17 protein-coding genes and 1 tRNA gene are annotated in these 18,726 nt (G+C 63.3%); 8 read left to right on the top strand and 10 right to left on the bottom strand.

Going from position 1 to position 18,726, the window contains the following annotated elements; all coding sequences use genetic code 11:
- Positions 1-117: 117 nt before the first annotated feature.
- A tRNA-Gly gene (locus AC5JJ6_RS14735) sits at positions 118-192 on the top strand.
- A 313-nt stretch (positions 193-505) separates the two neighbouring features.
- Here AC5JJ6_RS14735 and AC5JJ6_RS14730 read toward each other — a convergent pair.
- Together AC5JJ6_RS14730 and AC5JJ6_RS14725 are read right to left on the bottom strand one after the other, a co-directional pair.
- On the bottom strand, positions 506-802 hold the full coding sequence (locus AC5JJ6_RS14730; protein ID WP_496042772.1) for a hotdog domain-containing protein: 297 nt from the start codon (positions 800-802) through the stop codon (positions 506-508).
- Positions 803-843: 41 nt separating this feature from the next.
- On the bottom strand, positions 844-2,427 hold the full coding sequence (locus tag AC5JJ6_RS14725) for a Na+/H+ antiporter (RefSeq protein ID WP_496042771.1): 1,584 nt from the start codon (positions 2,425-2,427) through the stop codon (positions 844-846).
- Between the two features lie 572 nt (positions 2,428-2,999).
- On the opposite strand from AC5JJ6_RS14725, the gene AC5JJ6_RS14720 reads away from it, so the two are divergent.
- From AC5JJ6_RS14720 to AC5JJ6_RS14710, 3 genes are all read left to right on the top strand, one after another.
- A complete protein-coding gene (locus AC5JJ6_RS14720; RefSeq protein ID WP_496041443.1) occupies positions 3,000-3,221 on the top strand; it encodes a hypothetical protein in 222 nt (73 codons plus the stop codon).
- 73 nt (positions 3,222-3,294) lie between these two features.
- Positions 3,295-3,879, top strand: coding sequence for a DUF1989 domain-containing protein (locus AC5JJ6_RS14715; protein WP_496042770.1), 585 nt, complete (start codon positions 3,295-3,297; stop codon positions 3,877-3,879).
- Positions 3,880-3,996: 117 nt separating this feature from the next.
- Positions 3,997-4,632: a hypothetical protein gene (locus AC5JJ6_RS14710; RefSeq protein ID WP_496042769.1), complete on the top strand. Its 636-nt coding sequence runs from the start codon at positions 3,997-3,999 to the stop codon at positions 4,630-4,632.
- 202 nt (positions 4,633-4,834) lie between these two features.
- On the opposite strand, the gene AC5JJ6_RS14705 is transcribed toward AC5JJ6_RS14710, so the two are convergent.
- From AC5JJ6_RS14705 to AC5JJ6_RS14685, 5 genes are all read right to left on the bottom strand, one after another.
- Positions 4,835-5,281 carry a nuclear transport factor 2 family protein gene (locus tag AC5JJ6_RS14705; RefSeq protein ID WP_496042768.1) on the bottom strand — a complete coding sequence of 149 codons (447 nt, stop codon included), beginning with the start codon at positions 5,279-5,281 and terminating at the stop codon, positions 4,835-4,837.
- Positions 5,282-5,483: 202 nt separating this feature from the next.
- Positions 5,484-6,286 (bottom strand): IS5 family transposase gene (locus AC5JJ6_RS14700; protein ID WP_496042767.1). Its coding sequence is split into 2 segments (ribosomal slippage): positions 5,484-5,959 and positions 5,959-6,286, totalling 804 coding nucleotides; the frame shifts between segments, so codons are not numbered across the junction.
- 244 nt (positions 6,287-6,530) lie between these two features.
- On the bottom strand, positions 6,531-7,604 hold the full coding sequence (gene rsgA, locus AC5JJ6_RS14695; RefSeq protein ID WP_496042766.1) for a ribosome small subunit-dependent GTPase A: 1,074 nt from the start codon (positions 7,602-7,604) through the stop codon (positions 6,531-6,533).
- Between the two features lie 298 nt (positions 7,605-7,902).
- A complete protein-coding gene (locus AC5JJ6_RS14690) occupies positions 7,903-8,241 on the bottom strand; it encodes a hypothetical protein (RefSeq protein WP_496042765.1) in 339 nt (112 codons plus the stop codon).
- A gap of 251 nt (positions 8,242-8,492) precedes the next feature.
- On the bottom strand, positions 8,493-9,137 hold the full coding sequence (locus AC5JJ6_RS14685; RefSeq protein WP_496042764.1) for a M48 family metalloprotease: 645 nt from the start codon (positions 9,135-9,137) through the stop codon (positions 8,493-8,495).
- 1,099 nt (positions 9,138-10,236) lie between these two features.
- On the opposite strand from AC5JJ6_RS14685, the gene AC5JJ6_RS14680 reads away from it, so the two are divergent.
- Positions 10,237-11,658: a hypothetical protein gene (locus tag AC5JJ6_RS14680; RefSeq protein ID WP_496042763.1), complete on the top strand. Its 1,422-nt coding sequence runs from the start codon at positions 10,237-10,239 to the stop codon at positions 11,656-11,658.
- 1 nt (position 11,659) lies between these two features.
- Positions 11,660-12,511, top strand: a complete 852-nt coding sequence (locus AC5JJ6_RS14675; RefSeq protein ID WP_496042762.1) for a hypothetical protein — start codon at positions 11,660-11,662, stop codon at positions 12,509-12,511.
- A 176-nt stretch (positions 12,512-12,687) separates the two neighbouring features.
- On the opposite strand, the gene AC5JJ6_RS14670 is transcribed toward AC5JJ6_RS14675, so the two are convergent.
- The 3 genes from AC5JJ6_RS14670 to AC5JJ6_RS14660 are packed head-to-tail and all read right to left on the bottom strand — an operon-like array spanning position 12,688 to position 14,926.
- Positions 12,688-13,074, bottom strand: a complete 387-nt coding sequence (locus AC5JJ6_RS14670) for a hypothetical protein (protein ID WP_496042761.1) — start codon at positions 13,072-13,074, stop codon at positions 12,688-12,690.
- Positions 13,071-14,426 carry a recombinase family protein gene (locus AC5JJ6_RS14665; RefSeq protein WP_496042760.1) on the bottom strand — a complete coding sequence of 452 codons (1,356 nt, stop codon included), beginning with the start codon at positions 14,424-14,426 and terminating at the stop codon, positions 13,071-13,073. The genes AC5JJ6_RS14670 and AC5JJ6_RS14665 overlap by 4 nt, the downstream gene beginning before the upstream one ends.
- Positions 14,423-14,926 carry a DUF2924 domain-containing protein gene (locus AC5JJ6_RS14660; protein ID WP_496042759.1) on the bottom strand — a complete coding sequence of 168 codons (504 nt, stop codon included), beginning with the start codon at positions 14,924-14,926 and terminating at the stop codon, positions 14,423-14,425. Before AC5JJ6_RS14660 ends, AC5JJ6_RS14665 begins: the two co-directional genes overlap by 4 nt.
- 494 nt (positions 14,927-15,420) lie before the next feature.
- Here AC5JJ6_RS14660 and AC5JJ6_RS14655 point away from each other — a divergent pair, with 494 nt between their 5' ends.
- Both AC5JJ6_RS14655 and AC5JJ6_RS14650 read left to right on the top strand, forming a co-directional pair.
- Complete coding sequence (locus AC5JJ6_RS14655) at positions 15,421-16,113, top strand: hypothetical protein (RefSeq protein ID WP_496042758.1); 693 nt, start codon at positions 15,421-15,423, stop codon at positions 16,111-16,113.
- A 591-nt stretch (positions 16,114-16,704) separates the two neighbouring features.
- The coding region (locus tag AC5JJ6_RS14650) for a DUF3987 domain-containing protein (protein ID WP_496042757.1) at positions 16,705-18,726 on the top strand (2,022 nt) is incomplete at its 3' end.

Here is an 18,726-nt window from a genome sequence, read left to right as displayed (position 1 = left end):
TCCCGACAGCCACCGAGGTCACAAGCGATTCAGACAAAGAGAAAACCGCTCTAGTCCCGGCGAGAGAGGGGTTGCGCGTCAGAAAAACTGTGGTACACGAGCGCCTCGCTGGACGGCGCGGGCGTAGCTCAGGGGTAGAGCACAACCTTGCCAAGGTTGGGGTCGAGGGTTCGAATCCCTTCGCCCGCTCCAGTCGATCTCCCCACAACCTGTCTCTCCCGACCGAACCAGCGCGCTGAGGCGCAGGTTTGGCCTGGGTTTCTGCGGCGACCTTGATGGTGCGGCGACGGAACGGGATCGAGGTCTCTCTCCGAAGTGCCGGAGACTCTCCGAACCTTGAGGGTAGGGCGATTTAACCCTCAAGCTTTACTGCGTTGAAAAGGCGCGATCTTCAGGCGGAGCGCAGGCCCGTCATTCAGGGTATTGACCGCCTGCCAGTCAGACCGACAGACAAAGTTACCCAATGATGCGCTTGGACGAAGCGGCAGCACACTGGCGGGTTATGTCAACCCGGCTCTCCGATCGTCAGCGTGCGGGGTTGCCCGGTCTCGTCGAGAGCGACGAGGGTGACGACACCCTCCGTCACCTTTTGCCGATCCTTGCCATGCCTACGCTCGCGTGCCCAGGTTTCGACCTTGACCGTAACCGAGGTACCGCCGGCCTTCACTATGGAGCAGTAGGAACTCACGCCGTCGCCGACCGAGACGGGGCGGAGAGCACTTGGCGCTGATCGCTCGCCGTCATCACAGAGCAGGAAAATGGCTCCAAAGCTGGTGTTTGATCTGTGTCCATTTTGGACCATGCCGGACACCTGCCGCTCACTCTGCCCGCTAATCCTGTCAATCAGCGCTCACCCATAGCGACCCTGATCTGTTGCTCTTCCAGGTCAAGTTCTGCGATCAGCGCTGCCATAGCCTCGGTGTCGAGTTCGTCCTTATGCTCGGCCAAGAGCTTTGCGCGTGCAGCCTCGACAGCCGTCAGCCGCAAGCCGAGGCGCGCCGCGTCACGTTGCGAGCCTGTCTCGGCATCCCGGCGCATTTGGTCGGCCTGTTTGGCACGGACCCGGAGGTCGCGCAGGAGGTCGTCGGCAGCGGCCGCTTGCTCCGGATCGTTAAGCTTCTCGGCCACGGCATCCATGGCCGCCACCGTCGCCTCGCTCCGCGCGGTGATCGCCTCTGGCGTGACGGCCGGATTCGCGGGTTCATCCTGCGGCTCACTGACGCCGAGGCGCCGGATCAGCGGCCCAAGCGTCGTCCCCTGAAGAACGAGCGTTGCCAGGATGGCGCAAAAGGCAAGAAAGAGGATGATGTCGCGCCCCGGAAACTCTGCCGGGAGGGCCAAAGCCGCCGCAAGGCTTACGACGCCCCGCATTCCAGCCCAGGACAGCACCGTCACATGGCTCCAGGGCGGCATCGGATCGCGCTCCCGTAACCTCGGGGAAAGCACCCGCGGCAGCCACGTTGCCGGGAAAAGCCAGATGAAGCGGCTGGCAATCAGCGCAGCCGAGACGGCGAGGCCAAGACTCGCAAGCTGCCAAGGGTCGTAGTGCTCAAGGCGGGCGAGAATGTCGCGCAGTTGCAGGCCAATGAGAATGAACACTAGGGCGGTGAGTACAAACTCAACAAAGCTCCAAACCGCGCCTGACTCCAACCGCGTGCGTGCTGTGAAGGCTGCGTGCTGCTGTTGCCCAAGCACGAGGCCACAGGTCACAGCGGCGAGGACGCCGGAGACGTGTACTTGTTCGGCCGCGATGTAGGCGGCGAAGCCGGCCAGAAAGGTGACAAGGATATCGAGAAGCGTGTCCTCCAGACGGGCGAAGATCCACATAGCGACCCGCCCAACGCCATACCCTACAGCCGCGCCGCCAGCGGCTGCCAGCACGAAAGACAGTGATGCTTCGCCAAACGAGATCCCACCCGCCATCGTTGCGGTGACCGCGAACCGATAGAGAACTAGCGCGGAGGCGTCGTTGAGCAGGCTCTCGCCTTCCAACACAGTGACAAGGCGCTTAGGGATTCGGAAATCCTTCAGCACCGAAGTCGCCGCTACTGCATCGGGTGGTGCAACGATTGCGCCAAGCGCGACAGCGGCAGCCCATGGTAGGTCAGGCAGGAGAAGTTTTGTGGTTACAGCCACGGCCGCTGTGGTGAACAAGACCGCGCCGAGGGCAAGCAGCAGGATCGGTCGTAGGTTGAAGCGGAATGCGGGCCAGTCGGTTCGGTAGGCGCTCGCCTGTAAGAGCGGTGGCAGGAACATGACCAGCGCCAATTGGGGCTCGAGCTCGATGGTGGGCAAGCCTGGCACCAAGGCCAGCGTCATGCCACCAATCACGAGCACCACGGCCAGCGGTGTATGCAGGCGGCGAGCGACGAGGGCCAGCGCAACGGAAGCGGCCAGGAGGCCGAGCAATACTTCAAAGATTAACATGGGACTATGACCACTTCGGACCGTATCACCACAACGCCCAACGCAAGAAGCACCGGAAGTAGGCAGGTTAGTTGCTAATGAAGTGAACATTCGCGCGTGGCGTCCGAGGCCTGGGTAGTTCTGCTTCGAGCAGCAGTTCAATGCGTAGTAGAAAGTATCGAAGTGGCCGATGCGCAACGGCGGCGGGCGTCGCTTCCGCTTACCCCTTGCTTAGCGAACTGCGTACCAAGCTCTCCTTGTTAAAATTGATTTTTCCCGCACCACTGCTGATTGAGATACCCGGCAAGCGGACGATATCCGCGGGAGGGGTATGACATGGCGGCGGGTGAGACAGAGCCATAGGGCACCGCAGAACGCGCGCAAAAGGCCGGCGTAGCGACGCTCGGCCATAGCGGACGGGTGTCGCGTTAACGCAAGCGGAACGCGGTCCTGCGGTTGCTGCGCGGGGAGGACCTGGAGACGGTTTCACGTTTGCTCGGCATCACGCCGCTCCCGCTGTGTGACCAGCCGCACGACACATCGGAACTGCCCTCAACGTCCGATCTTTCGCTCTTCTATCCAAGGAGCCAAAGATGCCGAACGATCAGCAGAAAGGAACCGGGGAGCCCGGTTGGACCAAGGAGGAAAAGGGCCAAGGAGCTCCGACGTCCAGCGACGCGGGCGCGGCGGGCGAAGCGGGCGACGCGGTACCCAAGGCTGGCTACGGCGGCGACGAACGCGCTGCAACGGAAGCCGCAGCGGCGCAAGTGGAGGAAGACTCGAACGGTGAGGCTGGATCGGACGATCGTAGATGATTGTAAGGGATGACTAAACCGCTTGGAGTTTGAAATTGGTCGCCAACGTTATGGACCGGCGGGAGCGTAACCGATGCTAAACGAGATAGTCCCTGCCGGCGCACCCTGGTGCGGCATCGTGCCTCGTGGTCGCATTCTACGCATCACCGATCTGTACGGGCGTCAGGCCGTCGACTTCCTCTGCTACAATGCAGCGGAACCGGAGGAGCGGTACCACGCCCCCAACACGATGAAAGCAGCGGGTACGATTTTCCTGACGACCGGACACGTGCTCTACTCCGACATCGCACGCCCGATCTTCACCATCGTCGAAGATCAGTTCGGCGGCCACGACACAATCGGCGGCTGCTGTAGTGGGCCATCCAACCGCATGCTCTACGGGGTCGAGGACTGCCCGGGCTGCCGCGAGAACTTCCTGCAAGCCCTGATCCGGCACGGCTTGGGGCGGCGGGACATTGTGCCAAACGTGAATTTCTTCATGCGTGTACCAGTCGACGCTAGCGGCAGCGCCGCGATTGCGCACGGCGTCTCCCCGGCCGGTTGTGAGGTAGCACTGCGGGCGGAGATGGATGCGCTTGCCGTGATCTCCAACTGTCCGCAGGTGAACAATCCCTGTAATGGCTACAACCCTACGCCGATCCGTGTGCAGGTCACTTGAACCCGGCGCTGCCTTCATGGTCACCAATCTCTGGCTCGATGCGGCGCTCAAGGCGGCACAAGGCCGGAAACGGCCGGAGCTGCTCAACAGCGAGGGTGACCCGCTCGACTTCACACTATGCACTTCCCCTTGCTGAAGGGCACCAAGCCCGAGCAGGTCTACGAGGCGCTGGCCGCCATACCGGCACTGCGGCAGGAGAAGCTGGGCTTCTGGAACTGGTTGGATGAGCCCGGGGCGAAGCCAAAGACCGTACCGCGCCAAAGGAAGGCCCAAACCTTCTTCAGCACGATGGAGGACGGGTCGGTGGTTCTCGGCACGCTGGCGCTCAAGGGCCGTCGCCTGTCATTGGAGGTGAACTCCACTCCCAGAGCGGAGCGCGGCCGGGCAATGCTCAAGCCCGCGCTGGTCGGCTTAGTAAGTTCACCCCTGACCGAGCGGACCGACCTCGAGCAGATGCTAGCCGCCGAAGGCCCACCCCCAAAGCCGAGCGGCCTCACGCAGGAGGACGAGCGCGCACTGCTACGGCAGACCCTGGACGACCACTACCGGAACATTATCGACCAGCCAATCCCCTCTCTCGGCGGCAAGTCGCCTCGCGCAGCGACGAAAACACCGAAAGGGCGCGAAAAGGTCGTGACTTGGCTTAAGGCGCTGGGGAACCATTCGGCCAAGCGCCCGGCTGGAGACCCGATGAGCGAGTACGACTTCCGCTGGATGTGGCGGGAGCTAAGCGTCGAGACGCTCCGACAGTAAGGTCCTGATGGAACATCGAAACGACGATGCACAGCAGCCCGACCCGGCCGCGTCGGAAGACCACCCAACTCCGAATCCCTTAGCGCGTGGCTTCTGATCCACTCTGTCGAATGATAAGGGCCACGTAGACGCAGTGTAGCCAGATGACCGCTTCGGCCAGCGGCGATGATGCCGCTCGCGTTCAACGAACAAGGCAAAAGCGTTAGATCCTGAAAGCTTGCCTTGCCAGAAGCCGCCACTGGCCACCTTGCTTGTGCCAGACCTGCATCACGCCAACCCGTGAAGAACTGGGCTTGCCGTCGCTCTCGAAATCTGTCGAGAAAATATGGCGGACGATCGCATTGTCGCCAGCTAAAGTGAGACTTTGGTCGGAGAGCGTGATGGTCTTGTAGATCGTCCGCTTGCCTGCCACGACATCCAGGAACTGTGCCCTGTTCTCAACCACCCCGCCTGAGTGGCCATAGCTGAGTTGAGGTTCGGTTAGCGCCTCAAGCTGGCTTCGATCGGCGCTGATCATTGCAACCCGCAACTTCTCGACTGCTTGGGTGACAGCGGCTTCCTCCGTCGGTTGAGCCAGCGCGGCTGGGCCTGCCGCGGCGATAGCAGCGAAGGCAGCAGTCCTGGCGAGATGGCGACGGATCATTGGCATGTTTGTCTCCCTCTTACACGTTGAATTGGAGACTTGTTGGCGCCTCCTAGATTTACGATAGTCTGTGCTGTCGGTTTGGACCAAGCACATCCAAGCCAATCCGGCTCGGCTGCTTCACCGGGTATCGAACGACCGGCTATTGCGCAGCGTTCGAATCGACAACTTCTGGCCCATGCATGGCATCCCGGCCTACCATTAAGGGCTAGGGACAAAACCGTCTGACCTGCCTGATGCAGACGACGGCGCAGGCGAGTGTGGTGAAGGCGAGGTGGACATCGGCACGCCGCTCGTGGCGAACGGCAAGACGGCGGAACTGAGCGAGCCAGGCCAGAGTGCGCTCGACTTTCCAGCGACGTCGGCCGAGACGTTCGCTGCTGTCGATGCCGCGCCGGGCGATGCGCGGCGTGATGCCGCGAGCGCGGCACTCCCGGCGGCAGCGGCGATGGTCGTAGGCCTTGTCAGCGTGGAGTTTGTCCGGGCGGCAGCGCGGTCGTCCCTGGCGGCCCCGGACAGGTGGCACCGCATCCAGCGTTGGCGCCAACATGCGGCTGTCGTGCCGGTTGGCCCCACTGATGGTCAGGCCAAGCGGCGTGCCCTCGCCATCGACGACCAGGTGGCGCTTGGTGCCCGCCTTGCCGCGGTCCATCGGATTGGGCCCGGTCTCCGAGCCCCCCTTTGAGCCCGCACGGCGGCGCTGTCGAGCGAAGCCCGCCGCCAATCCAGGCGATCCGCTTCGCGCAGACGCTCCAGCAGAACGCGGTGCAGGACCGCCCAGACCCCGGCGGCGTGCCACTCCACCAGCCGACGCCAGCAGGTCTTGCCGCTGCAGCCCATCTCGGCTGGCACATCCCGCCACTGGATGCCCGTCCGCAGCACAAAGAGGATGCCCGCCAGCGCCACCCGGTCTGATACTCGCGGCCTGCCGCCTTTGGGACGCGCCGGATCGGGTGGCAACAGCGGCTCGATCGCCGCCCAGAGATCGTCAGGAACTAGAGGAGCCGCCATCCGCCCCAAACGCTCAGAACAAGGTTTTGTCCCCAGTTCTAAGTCTGACCCGACGACGACCTCTGTGCTCGGAGGCAGCATGTCGGGTGTTGGCAGGCGAGCGGATATTGCTGATCGGCAGCCGGCCGCCCAATTCGGATCTGGCGCGGCTAGGTGAGCATTCCCGGACGCGGACATTGACAGGGTCAAGCTGCACCCATTCGGCTGCTTGATCAGGCTCGTACGCCTTCATTGCCGGCAGAGTTTAGGAACTCGGGTCTCGAAGATCTTTCTTCATCGACCGATATGCTCTTTGCAGCGCAGCTAGGCGACGGCGTTCAACCTCTTGCGCCGTCCGGTCTTTCGTCAGCTCCAACGCTGTCAGTTCCTGGCTCAGCTTCTGGAAATGCGCCCAACGGTCGGCATCGAGGCGGCCCCTGTCCAGCGCGTCGCGTATCGCACAGCCGGGTTCGGTGGTGTGCCCGCAGTCACGAAACCGGCAATTCTGGGCCAGGCGCTCGATGTCGTCGAAGACCGTGCTGAGACCCGCATCAGCGTCGATCAAGCCCACTTCGCGGATGCCAGGCGTGTCGAGGAGCAGCCCTCCACCAGGGAGCAGGATGAGTTGCCGATGGCTGGTGGTGTGACGCCCCCGGGCATCCGTCGCGCGGATGTCCTGGGTTGCCATCCGCTCCTCACCCAGCAAGGCATTAACCAGCGTGGATTTGCCCACGCCGGAGGAGCCGATCAGCACACAGGTCTCGCCCGGCTTGATGTGATCCATCAGGCCGCTCAGGCCAACGCCCTGGTGTGCTGAAACGGTGAGCACCGAGCAGCCCGCCGCCAGGGTGCCTACATCGGCGGCCTGGCCCTCGGGTTGCTGGCACAGGTCGGCCTTCGTCAGCACCACCACCGGCCGTGCACCGCTCTGCCAGGCAGCGGCAAGGAAGCGCTCAAGCCGACGCGGATTGAGGTCAGCGTTCATCAAGGTGACGACGAAAACGACGTCGATGTTGGCGGCGATGACCTGCAGTGTCTGCACGCTGTCGGCCGCTCGACGCACGAAAGCGGTGCGGCGAGGCAGGACGGCATGAATAGTGGCTGTGCCTTCGCCGGCGTTTGCCGACAAAGCCACCCAGTCGCCGGCGGCCGGATGGCCCGCCTCCCCAGCCTCGTGACGCACGCGTCCGGAGAGCCGCGCGCTTAGGATGCCGACATCCGTAACCACCCGATTTGCTTCGCGCTGCTGGACGATGATGCGCCCGGGGCGGTAGCCGGCACGCGCATGCGGCTCGAATGGCAGCCGCAGCGCATCGGACCAACCATATTGTTCGATCAAAAGTGGCACTCTTAGATGGGGCGGGAACTCTAGCACGGACCGGGCGGCAAACCGACCCTTTGGACTGTGCTCGGGAGGCTGTTGCCCGACATAGCGTGAGTGGTTGTGTATTACGCCGACGATCACGTACCCCATGCCTTGCTACGGGATCGGCGTCGACCCGCTAGACGATAACCCCCATCGGTCGCCTGAGCGTAATCACTAGTGGCGCCATATCCCAACCAGCCAGACGCAGCTTTACTCCGGCGGCAGCCTGAAAGGCGCTATTCCGCTTCCGGCCAGGGTTGGTCACGGCAGGTCATCCTATGACAGCTGCCCTATACCTTGCCGTGCGAGTGATCACGGATCGCTGCTCCACCCACCTCAGCGGCAGCGGTTTCAGCAGTTGTGGCAGCCCGAGGAGAGACGAGGCTAGGCCGTCGAGTCTTGCTTCCACGATCTCCGGCGCCAGCAGCGTGAGGCGGAGCAGCGCACCGAGGTATCCTCGCTCAATGCGCTCTGCCGCGGCCATCTCGCTGATCGAGGCGTACCGCCCCTCGTCCAGCAGTCGCTGATACCGGAACGCCCTGGCCAGCGCCTTCACCAACGTCGAATCAGCGCGCGTGGCCACAGTCGGCGCACTGCCCTGCACCGGCATTACCACCGTCTTCCGCCCAGCCGGCGCCGAATGGCCAGCGGCACCCGGACTGTGATGCTGGCGGCCGCGCTCATGCCGCCACACTCTCCCCATCGGGCGCGCTGAGGGTGAGGTCTTGGACGAGGCCGGCCCGCCCCTCCATGCAAAGGCGGATTCTGGCGCCTGCGGGCCCGACCACCATCCACTCCACGAGCGCCCCAGCGACGCGCAGCTATTCGGCTCGGAGTACCATCTCGCGGCAGGCGGAGCGGCTACCGTCCTGGTCGCCGTGGCACGAGGTCGGACGATGCGCGCACTTCGTCGATGGTGTTTCGCCAAGCTGCCAACCGCTCCGGCCCCGCAGGGTGGCTGTCGAGCCAACCTGCAGTCTCGTTCGGTCCACCACGAGTTAGCCTCACCCAGACGAGACCGGCGCGGTCGAGATCGTACCCTGCGCGGGCGACAAGATAGCCGCTGAGGTAATCGGCCTCGCGTTCCTCATCCTTGGAAAACGCGAGCTGCGTCGCGCTTGAACCGATTTGGGCCGCGCCCTGGCCGAGTGCCCAACCGGCGATGCCGCCAAAAGGTACCACCGCCCCCAACAATGTGCCGGCGACAGTGCCCGCGGCGAAACTCCTAGCACGTCGCTTGCCGATGTGGCCGGCGACGTGGTGGCCAAACTCATGTCCCACCACGGCCGCCACCTCGTCCTCCGACCCGAGCAGCGACATCATGCCGAGCGTGACCGTCACCTCCCCCTGTCCGGTCATTGCCGCGCGCGGCGTCGTGGACCGATCCAGCGAAACATGGAAGCCGCAGGGCTGGCCAAGGTAAGTCGTGCAGAGCGGTTGCGCGGCCGCTGTAAGGCGCTGCGAGACAGAGGTGAGGACCACTGTTGCCTGCTCGGCCGAATGCATGCCGCTAGCTGCGGGGACGCCCTGCGCTACGGCCAGCCGTGCCGCATCAAGCTCAGCTGGGTTGACCTGGGGCGGTGCATAGCGGGTACCGCACCCAGCTGTCGGCAACATGGCGAGAAGAGCGCATGCGGGCAGCCAATGCGAGCCGGACATCAAGGTGCTGCGGCATGGTTGGAACGCGCTCACGGCGGCACTGGGTCTGGTACCTGACCGCACAAGATCGCCGCCCACGACAGCTTCTCCGTTCGCTTCCCGAGCTGATAACCGGTCGGATGGCGGCCGGGTTGCCCATGATGACCAACGCGAACCTCACCAGCGCGAATGGGCGCGATGATGCTGAGCTATTCGCTCCACCCGGAGCCGAATGTCCGCCGGTGACAGCTTGCGCATGTCCACGTCCCTTATGCCCATGACTTGGACAATCCTACTTGCCTTCAAAATAAGCCTAGGGCGGATCAAAACTTGAAGTCTGCCTGGTCATACGCCGGACTGAGCTACAGCACGGGTCGCCTCAGCGCAGACATACACAGCCGGCGTGTTGCTGATCAGCAGCCACGGCTTTCGGCGGCTGGATATAATAACCACGCTGGAACCGCCGGCTGAGCCGAGTTGATAACATTTGGTCGAGATAATCAGATTAGATGCCGAGCTTCTGACTGGTGCAAGTGGCTGTGCCCGCCGAAAATCGGTTGTGACCCAGCGATCCCTTAAGCCAGATAACATTGCGCGACGCGTTTTAAGCGGCTCGAAGTGAACAGTCTGAAATACGGCTGTCCTCATTCCCAAAGTCAAGTGTGCGTAACCTTAAGTGCAAATACGTCGCCCGTATCCATCAGTGCAGAACTTATGGTTTTCGGCTTCTTGTAGAACAGAATGTTTGACCGGGAGCAGTAGTATGCGGGAAACATTAGCGGAACTTGCGGACAATACTCCTCCGGACGATCAAGCGACGGGGAATGTAGCGCGGGCAATGCCGGATTCCAGGCATACACGGGCTCCGGCGCCTGCAAGTTGGCGCATTCTCGCGGCCCGGCTGACAGTTCTCGTATGCACCGCATTCCTACTGTTCGGCGGCGCGGCCTGGGCACAGGCACCGCTGGTGATCGTCAAGCTGACAATCCTCAAGGTCAACGACGACGGTGACGACGACGACAACCTGTCGAGCGCGGATTTCTACGTTGCCGGCGCGTTCACGCCAAACGGCAGCCCGGCCATCTCATTCGACAACGAGGCCCAGCGCATTGAGGGTGAAACCACCATCTTCCCGAACTGGGGTTTCGAATTCCCGGCGCCCGGCAATGCCGGCAGAGGGCAACTGAACCTCCAGGTGCTGGACTACGACAGCGGCCTGAACTTCGGTGACGACAAGACGGTCGACGTAACCCTCGATATCGATTTCGGCTCCTGCCTGATCACCAGCCCGGGGCTCTCGCAGCGCTGCGGCTGGGACATTACTGTCCAGCAGAGCGACACGGTTGTCTTCCGCATCGAGGTGCTGTTCCCGCCGAGCTCGCCCGGTCTGCTCGTGCGTTGCCTACAAGATCCGCTGGTGCCCCAGGCAGGCATGCCGGTTACCATCACAATGGACACGCTAGACGCGACCGGCACGCTCAAGATCGCCAGCGAGCTAAATATCGAGATCAACAATACTCAGATGCACCGCGCCACGGCGGTGAACCAAACGACCTACACCTTTACGCCTACCGACCAGCAGTTCTCCCTGCGATGCTGGGCCAGGAACACGGTCGGCGGCAATCCGGATGCCGAGGTGGCAGATACCTGGCGCCGGCAGGTCCGGGTAGGAATGCAGCCCGAGCGGAGCATTCCAATCAGTGTGGTCGGCCCTTCGGCGCGCAGTATAGATATCGTTATTATTCCTGACCGCGATGCGGTGCCGACCATAGGCCCGGCGCCCGGCGCCCCGGGTCTCGCGGATGATGCTAACCTCCAGGCCGACATCAGGCGGGTGCTCTGGAACGGCTTCCATACCGTTCCTTTCTTCCTGGCCAACCAAAACCGGTTCAACTTCTGGATCGCGCGGACGACTGCAGACATCGACGGCACTCCAAGCAGCTGCACTCAAATCGTGCCGCCGGAGGATTGGGACCAGTACGCCTTCGCTGATTCCGGCTGGATCTTCCACACCGACCCGCACCGCGACTGCGCTAACCAGGCCCTGCGGCTCTACGGCGGAAGGATCGACATCCCGCTGACGCCGGTCCACGAGACCGGCCATACGCCCTTCGGATTGGCTGACGAGTACTGCTGCGATGGCGGCTACTTCCAGGCCGAGCAGTTCCCAAACGTTTATACCGACCTCGCCTCCTGTATCGCCGACATCCTCAACGTGGGTGGTTTGCCGGGCGACTGCCGGCCGATCGGTGCCGCGGCCGGAACTTGGCATACCTCCGACCCGATGACCGATGTGATGGGGACGGAACGGCGCACCTTTAACCGCCTGGACCGACGGCGCGTAAACTGGCTGCTCAACCGCTGCGTGAACACCACGGAAGGGTGCTGAGATGCGATCGCTTCGGCTTGTCCTGATGCTCGCTTGCCTCGGGGGACCGACGTTCGCGCAGCCGGTGCCGCCCTCACTGCGAGAGCAAATCGACCCGACCCGCTTCGATGACGGCAACCGTGCCATTGTGCTGCGGGTGCCGCATACGCCGGATCCGCAGCGGCCGACCTCCATCCAGCTAGTGAAATCGCGCGCCTATGTGCGCCGTGGCGACAACGGGCTGATCCTTGTCGAGATTGTCGATCGGGATGGTAAGGTCACCGACAGCTGGCGCGCGCAGCGGCCCCAACCGCGCTCGGGAGAGGCGGCACCGGGAACCGAGGGCCGCTATGCCATCCCCTATACGAAGACCCTCGCCGGCGTCCGCATCACCGACACGGCCAGCAACGCCGCCATCTGGGTCCGGCTGGACGGCGCCATCGAGACCTTCTGCCAGGCTCAGCCAGAGGACGTCGCCTGTGACAAGGTGGATCTGCGAGCCGAGATCCACCCTGAAGGCCCTAGCTCCGAGACGGTGGCGGTCGGCAGCAGCGTGACGATGGCGGTACGCGCAACCTTCTCCAACGCCTTCGGCGAAACTTCCGGCGTGTCGATGTCCGTGGCGCCGTTCTTCGTCTCGCCGAACCTTGACGTCCAGGCGCAGGGCGAAACGGAGTTCACGGAGGGCCGGATCGACGGCAGCTTCCGGCGCATCGAGAGAATCACCTACACGGTAAGCTGCAAGGCCGCTGGGGCAGGACGGATCTTCCCGCAGGCGCGGATCGTAGCAACCGGGGGGGCGGCGGCTGTCGACACTATCCCGGCTAACAACCAAGAGAACACCATTCTCGACGTACTCTGCACGGGGAGCTGAGGCGCGATCCACTCAGCTAAGATGCGGCGCATCAAAGACCAGCCGTTGATTGTCTGGGAAATGCACCACAGGATGCGGTGCCTCTTTGTCGTATTCAAAACTGATGGACGAGGGCGGCGATAGTGTCGGCTCTTCGCCACAATCAGCGTCAGCCGAACTCCGAGGCATGCCAAGGCTCAGCAAGGCTCGAGGACTTCGCACTGCACTTGCCAATCCACCGGGAGCGGCTCCATCAGCACCGGCAACATCATCCCCTTCGCCTGTTGCCCATCCAGGATCGCCTCCACGATTTCCGGCGCCAGCAGCGTGAGGCGGAGAAGCGATCCCAGATGGCCGCGCTCAATCCTCTCGGCCACCGCCATCTCGCTGATCGAGGCATACCACCCCTCGTCCAGCAGTCGCTGGTACCGGAACGCCCGGGCCAGCGCCTTCACCAGCGCCGGGTCCGCTCGTGTGGCCACCGCTGGCGTGCCATCCTGCACAGGCGTCACCACTGTCTTCCGCCCCGGCCAGCGCCGGATGGTCAGTGGCACCCGGACCGTGATGCTGGTCGTCACCCTCATGCCGCCACGCACTCCACACTGGTCGCAGACGCGCCAAGATCCCGAACCAGGCCGGACAGCCCCTCGACCCGCAGTCGAATGTCTGCGCCGCAAGGGCCGACCACCACCCGCTCCACCAACGCCCGCACGATGCGCGCCTGCTCGGCCGGGAACAGCTCGCCCCAGAGCGGATCCAGCCGCTCCAGCGCGTCCCGGACCTCCATCTCGGTCAGGTCAGGTGCTTCGGCCCTCGCCGCCAGCCATGTGCCCACGACGATTTCCGGCTGCCGCAGCAGCGCCCGAACCTGATCGACCACCGCAGTCTCGATCTCGGCGGCCGACACCCGGCGCACAATGCCATCGTCCTCGGCCGCATCGCCCTTCAGCACCCGCTGCGCCACGTAGTAGCGGTACAGGCGCCCATTCTTCCGGCAATGCGTTGGCGACATCGCCCGACCATCGACGCCGAAGATCAACCCCTTCAGCAGCGCTGGCGCGTGCTGCCGGTTCTGGGCGGCTCGGGTCCTCGGGCTGACCTGCAGAGTGGCATGGGCCTTGTCCCACAAGGACTGCGGCACGATCGCCTCGTGCTCGCCGGCGTAGACCTGCCCCTTGTGCGTGACCTCGCCGATGTAGGTCCGGAGGTTCAGGATCTTGTAGACATCGCCCTTATCGAGCGGCCGACCCGACTTGCTGGTCACGCCCTCGGCCTGCAGGCGCCGGACCGTCTCAACGCCCGAGCCGGTCTCGACGAAGAGCTCAAACACCCTCCGAACCCGCGCTGCCTCGACCTCGTTCGCCACGAGCTTCCGATCCCGCACGTCATAGCCGAGCGGCACCTTGCCCCCCATCCACATGCCCCGGGCGCGGGAGGCGGCAAACTTGTCACGGATCCGCTCGCCGATCACCTCGCGCTCGAACTGGGCGAAGCTGAGCAGGATGTTCAGCGTCAGCCGGCCCATGCTGGTCGTCGTGTTGAAGCTCTGGGTGACGGAGACGAAGGTGACGCCATGCGCCTCCATGGCCTCGACCAGCTTGGCAAAGTCCATGAGCGAACGGCTGAGCCGGTCGATCTTGTAAACGACGATGACATCAACCCGCCCCTGCCCGATGTCGGCCAGCAAGCGCTTCAGTGCCGGCCTCTCCAGCGTGCCGCCAGAAAAGCCACCATCGTCATAGCGGTCGCGAACCAGCAGCCAACCCTCGGCGCGCTGAGAGGCGACGTAAGCCTCGCAGGCGTCGCGCTGGGCATCGAGGGTGTTGAACTCCTTGTCCAGACCCTCGTCGGTGCTCTTCCGGGTGTAGACAGCGCAGCGGAGCTTCTTGACCGAGGCTGGCATGACGCCGTCAGTCGGCAGCTTGCGTCGGCTCATGCGCCGGGCCTCCCCTTCAGCCCGAAGAAGGTCCAGCCGTTCCAGCGGGTGCCGGTGATATGCCGGGCGATGGCAGAGAGCGACCGGTAGGGCCGACCCTCGTACTCGAAGTCGTCGGCTCGGACGGTGACCACGTAGTGGACGCCGTCGTACTCGCGGATCAGCCGCGTTCCGGGCAGCGGGTGGCTATCGGCACGGATCCGGCGGAGGACGACGTTGCCGCCGTCCAGCTGCTCGCCGAGCGCTTCCAGCCGTGCCCGGGTTTCGGGCTTCAAGCCGCCATAGGCCAGCTCCTGGATGCGGTAGGCGAGGCGGCTCTGGATGTAGGCGCGGTTGAAGGGCGGCGGCTCCTTGCCGAACAGCTCGCGCCATTGCTGCTTCAGGTGGGCGATTGGCGCGCCCTGTAGGGCTGCCAAGCGGCCCAGGACGTCTGCCGGCGGGATAGCCGCGACGATCGGCTCCGGCGCGGGGGTGACCTTCTCGGTGGCTATGCGGGGCATGCGAGTCTCCGGTTGTTCCGGTTCGCATGCACGCTCTGGTCGGCGTGAAAGTGTAGCGAACTCTCTCCCTGGTCACTGGGCTGTGCGGCGTCGCGGGTGAGATCCTCGGCAGAGTGCCGACGGAGCCGCAACAAGCCGACTCCAAGGATGGAGCAGACCTCGCGGAGGTGAGGCGGGAGCTGGGGGGCTTGGGGCGCTGAGGGCATGGTTCGCGCGTCAAGCTGGTATCGGCAGGGGAAAAGGTACAGCGAAAACAGCGACTTAGAGAGCCGCTGGCGTGACTTAATAAGGGTAGCGAAGGGTACCGTAGCAGAGCGAGGTGATTCGCAAGTACCCTTGGGCCCGCCTGGCAGGCCTGCCAGGACGGAGTGGAGCGGAATCTCGCGCTCCAGTACGCAATTGAAAGTGACTGTGAGATGAGCCTCGCGTCCCCCCAAGCAGAAGCTCTAGACACCTTCCCGCTACCGATGCCGCCTTTAGGCGGCTGGAATCCAATGGAAATACTGAACGCGTATTACCCAGACAAGATGCGTTTATGGGGGGAGGCTGGGCCAGAATTCGACGACTCGCTGAACATCCCCTGGTATGAACTGCTGGGTCGAAAACGCGCAAGGGATGTCTGGATACGTCGCTTATTCTGTGCCTTGCTTTACAGCCGTGACGACCTTGTGGTCACGGGACATAATCTGGAGCAGGGCCTGTACGCTCCCCGCAGTATTTTGCCCAGACATTTATTCCTCACTGCTTACTCGCACGACGGCATCGAAAGAGACGGAAGGGATATTCTAATCACCTTCGACATTCCTGCCGAAACGGTTGTCATCCGATATTGGTCTGGGACGGACAAAGAGTCGCGTCAGCGCAGCGGTTTAAAGCTTGTTGCCATGCGAATTGAAGTGGCGACTGATTGGGAGGGCCGTTGGCAGCCTGCGGCGTCACAAACCGAAAAGCCCCAATCCCAGAATGCGAAGGCACATTTAAAGCAGGATCCAACAGATGCACAAATCGAGCAGTGGCAACGAAACCGTTGCGAGGCTTGGCCGGCCGAGTTGGCGCCTTCGACGGGGCCAAAGTGTTTGGCTGCAGCAAAGGCACACTTCGGATGTGCGATCGGACGCGACCGGTTCTATGGAATTAGGGAGCGCGTCGTTCCCCTGCCCTGGAGGAAACCTGGCCCGCGTCGCTAGGAAGATTATAGTGGGATACCTTCCAGGTCTCTGAATTGGCATACGAATTTCGAGGATTAATATTCCTGACCGGAGGTTTAATGGAGGTTTAGCAAAGCTGCTTGGGTCGCCATAAAGACGAGGTCGCCCGGTGCATCCCGCACCGCTTCGCAACGAGGCGACCTCATGGACAAGCCCACTCCCCGGCACACTGCTGAGCCGGCGCCATCCACTTCCCTGGCCCTGCGGCACATGACGCAACTCGACTTAGCGCGCCGTTGGCGCATTAGCCCGCGCACGCTGGAGCGGTGGCGGTGGCTCCGGCAGGGGCCGCCATACCTAAAGATCGGCGCCATCGTCACCTACAGGGTGGAGGACATCGAAGCGTTCGAAGCAGCGCAGCGCAGGTCGGCATGAAGGACGCCGCCTCGGCCGCCGCCATGAGTGACTCATGGCGGAACCCATCCTTCCGGCGCCGCTGGCAAGAACCGCTGGATCGCTCAGCGTCCTCAGAATCGCCAACCCCCAGCCCCGAAGTGGCGCTGGAGGTCACTGGCCGAGCGCTGCTGGAGCAATGGCGCCGAGAGCGACAGCTGCGTGAGGAGGGCGCAAATGACTGAGTTTGCGCATCTCGAGGCCGACCGGACGCAAATCGGTCGAATGGTTCGATCACTGTTCAAATACGCGGAGCCAAGCGGCTTTGTGTCGCTCCGAGGGTTCTACGAGGACAAACGGCAGGTATTCGAGATCGTCGCTTACGAGGTGGGCGATGACCTCGAGGGGCTGATCGACGAAGCGACGGCCATGGCGACGCGAGCAGCTCGCGCAGCGCAGCCGGTCGTGTTCGCGCCACCAATCGCTGTATTCAACAACGGTCGCTCTGCCGGCGAGAACGACCTTCTCCTGGGTCTGGTCCTCAGTGTCGAGTGTGACCAAAGTCCTGCTGCAGCACGAGCTCAGCTCGAGTACCTGCTAGGACCCGCCACCATCGTCGTTTCTAGCGGTGGTGAATGGCACAACCCTGCAACCGGGGAAGCTGAACCCAAACTGCATCTACACTGGCGCCTTGACGAGCCGACCGCTGACCCTGCGGGGCATAAGAAGCTGAAGCTTGCCCGCGGCCTGGCGACAACTCTCGTGGGTGGCGATCCAAGCAGTGTGCCGGCTTCACATCCTATGCGGTGGCCCGGCACATGGCATCGCAAAGGCGCTCCCCGCATGGCGCAGTTCGTCCAAGAGACGGAGGCGGATCTCAACCTCGACGAGGCGCTCGAGCGGTTGCAGGAAGCCTTTGCGGCGAGGGGGTCCCAACCGAGCGGCGCCCGTCGAAAGAGAGGCTTCAACTTGGACCGGGGCGAGAGCTCCGGGGAGGCGCGGACTGATGCCGAGTTAATAACGGCTATACTGACAGCTGTGGACTACCATCGCCCTATCGCCGCGCTTGCGATGCGGTTGCTGGTGGACGGGGTGATCGACGCCAACGCTGAAAAGTGGTTGCGCGGGATCATGCTCGCTGTCCCTCAAGAAATCCGCGACAGCAAAGATGGCACCGTGGAGCCTGGCCGCTGGCAAGCCCGGTTCGAGGATATTCCTCGTGCGGTTGGGACAGCCCGGGACAAGCTGGGCAAACAGCAAGCTGCCGCCGGTGAAGCGCCGGCTGATGCTGACGGCGATTGCCCAGAGCCTATCGACTTTCTCGGCAGCACCGAGCTGACCGGCACGCCGGAGCTGAAGGCTGAGCATGTTCCTCCTGCCATCTGGCTCTTCGTGAAGGACACCGCCGAGCGGATGGGCGTCGACCCTGCTAGCGTCGTACTGGCTACGCTGGTGTCGCTCGCGAGCGTCGTCCACGATGACTTTGTCCTGCAGCCCAAGCGGTTTGACAACACGTGGACCGAGAGCGCCCGAATTTGGGGCGCAATCGTGGGCGACCCGTCCGTGCTTAAGACCCCGATCATTCGTGCAGCGACCAAGCCGATCGATGCACTGGAGCATGAGGCTCGCCTACGACATGCCGAGGAGGCTCGCCATCACAAGGCAAAGACGAAGGTTTGGAAGGATAGCGGCAGCGACCCAGCCACTGAACCCGAAGCGCCGCAGCAGAAGCGGTACCTCGTAGAAGGAACGACGATCGAGGCTCTGTCCGAAGTGCTCCGAGACGACCCGCTGGCTAAACAATACGCGCCGGCGAGCAAGGTACTCGTCAGGCAGGACGAGATGTCGGAGTTTCTTGCCAATCTCGACCGCTACAAGAGCGGCGGCACAGGGGGTGGTGACCGCGGCGCCTATCTCCGGCTCTACAACGGCGGGCGCTATACGATCGATCGAATCCAGCGAGGCACCTTTTCCATCCCAAACTGGTCGGCTACCTTTCTGGGTGGTATCCAGCCGGAGCCGATCCAGCGTATCGCCCAGAACGCTGCCGATGACGGTCTCCTGCAGCGATTTATCTATGTCGTCCCATGTTTGCCGAACGAAGGGGTCGACCGAGCGCCAGATTGGCAAGCCTCTGCTCGCTACGAAGCATTGTTCCCGGTGCTCGCGGATATGCGGCCAGATGAGACCCGCTTCGGGACTCCTGCCGGTCCGGTCGCGTTGCATCGTGACGCCCACGCTCACCGCGAGGCCATCGAT

Source organism: Skermanella sp. (assembly GCF_059503625.1).
Note: the sequence above shows the minus strand (reverse complement) of the source record. Positions and strands in the feature narration are given on the sequence as shown.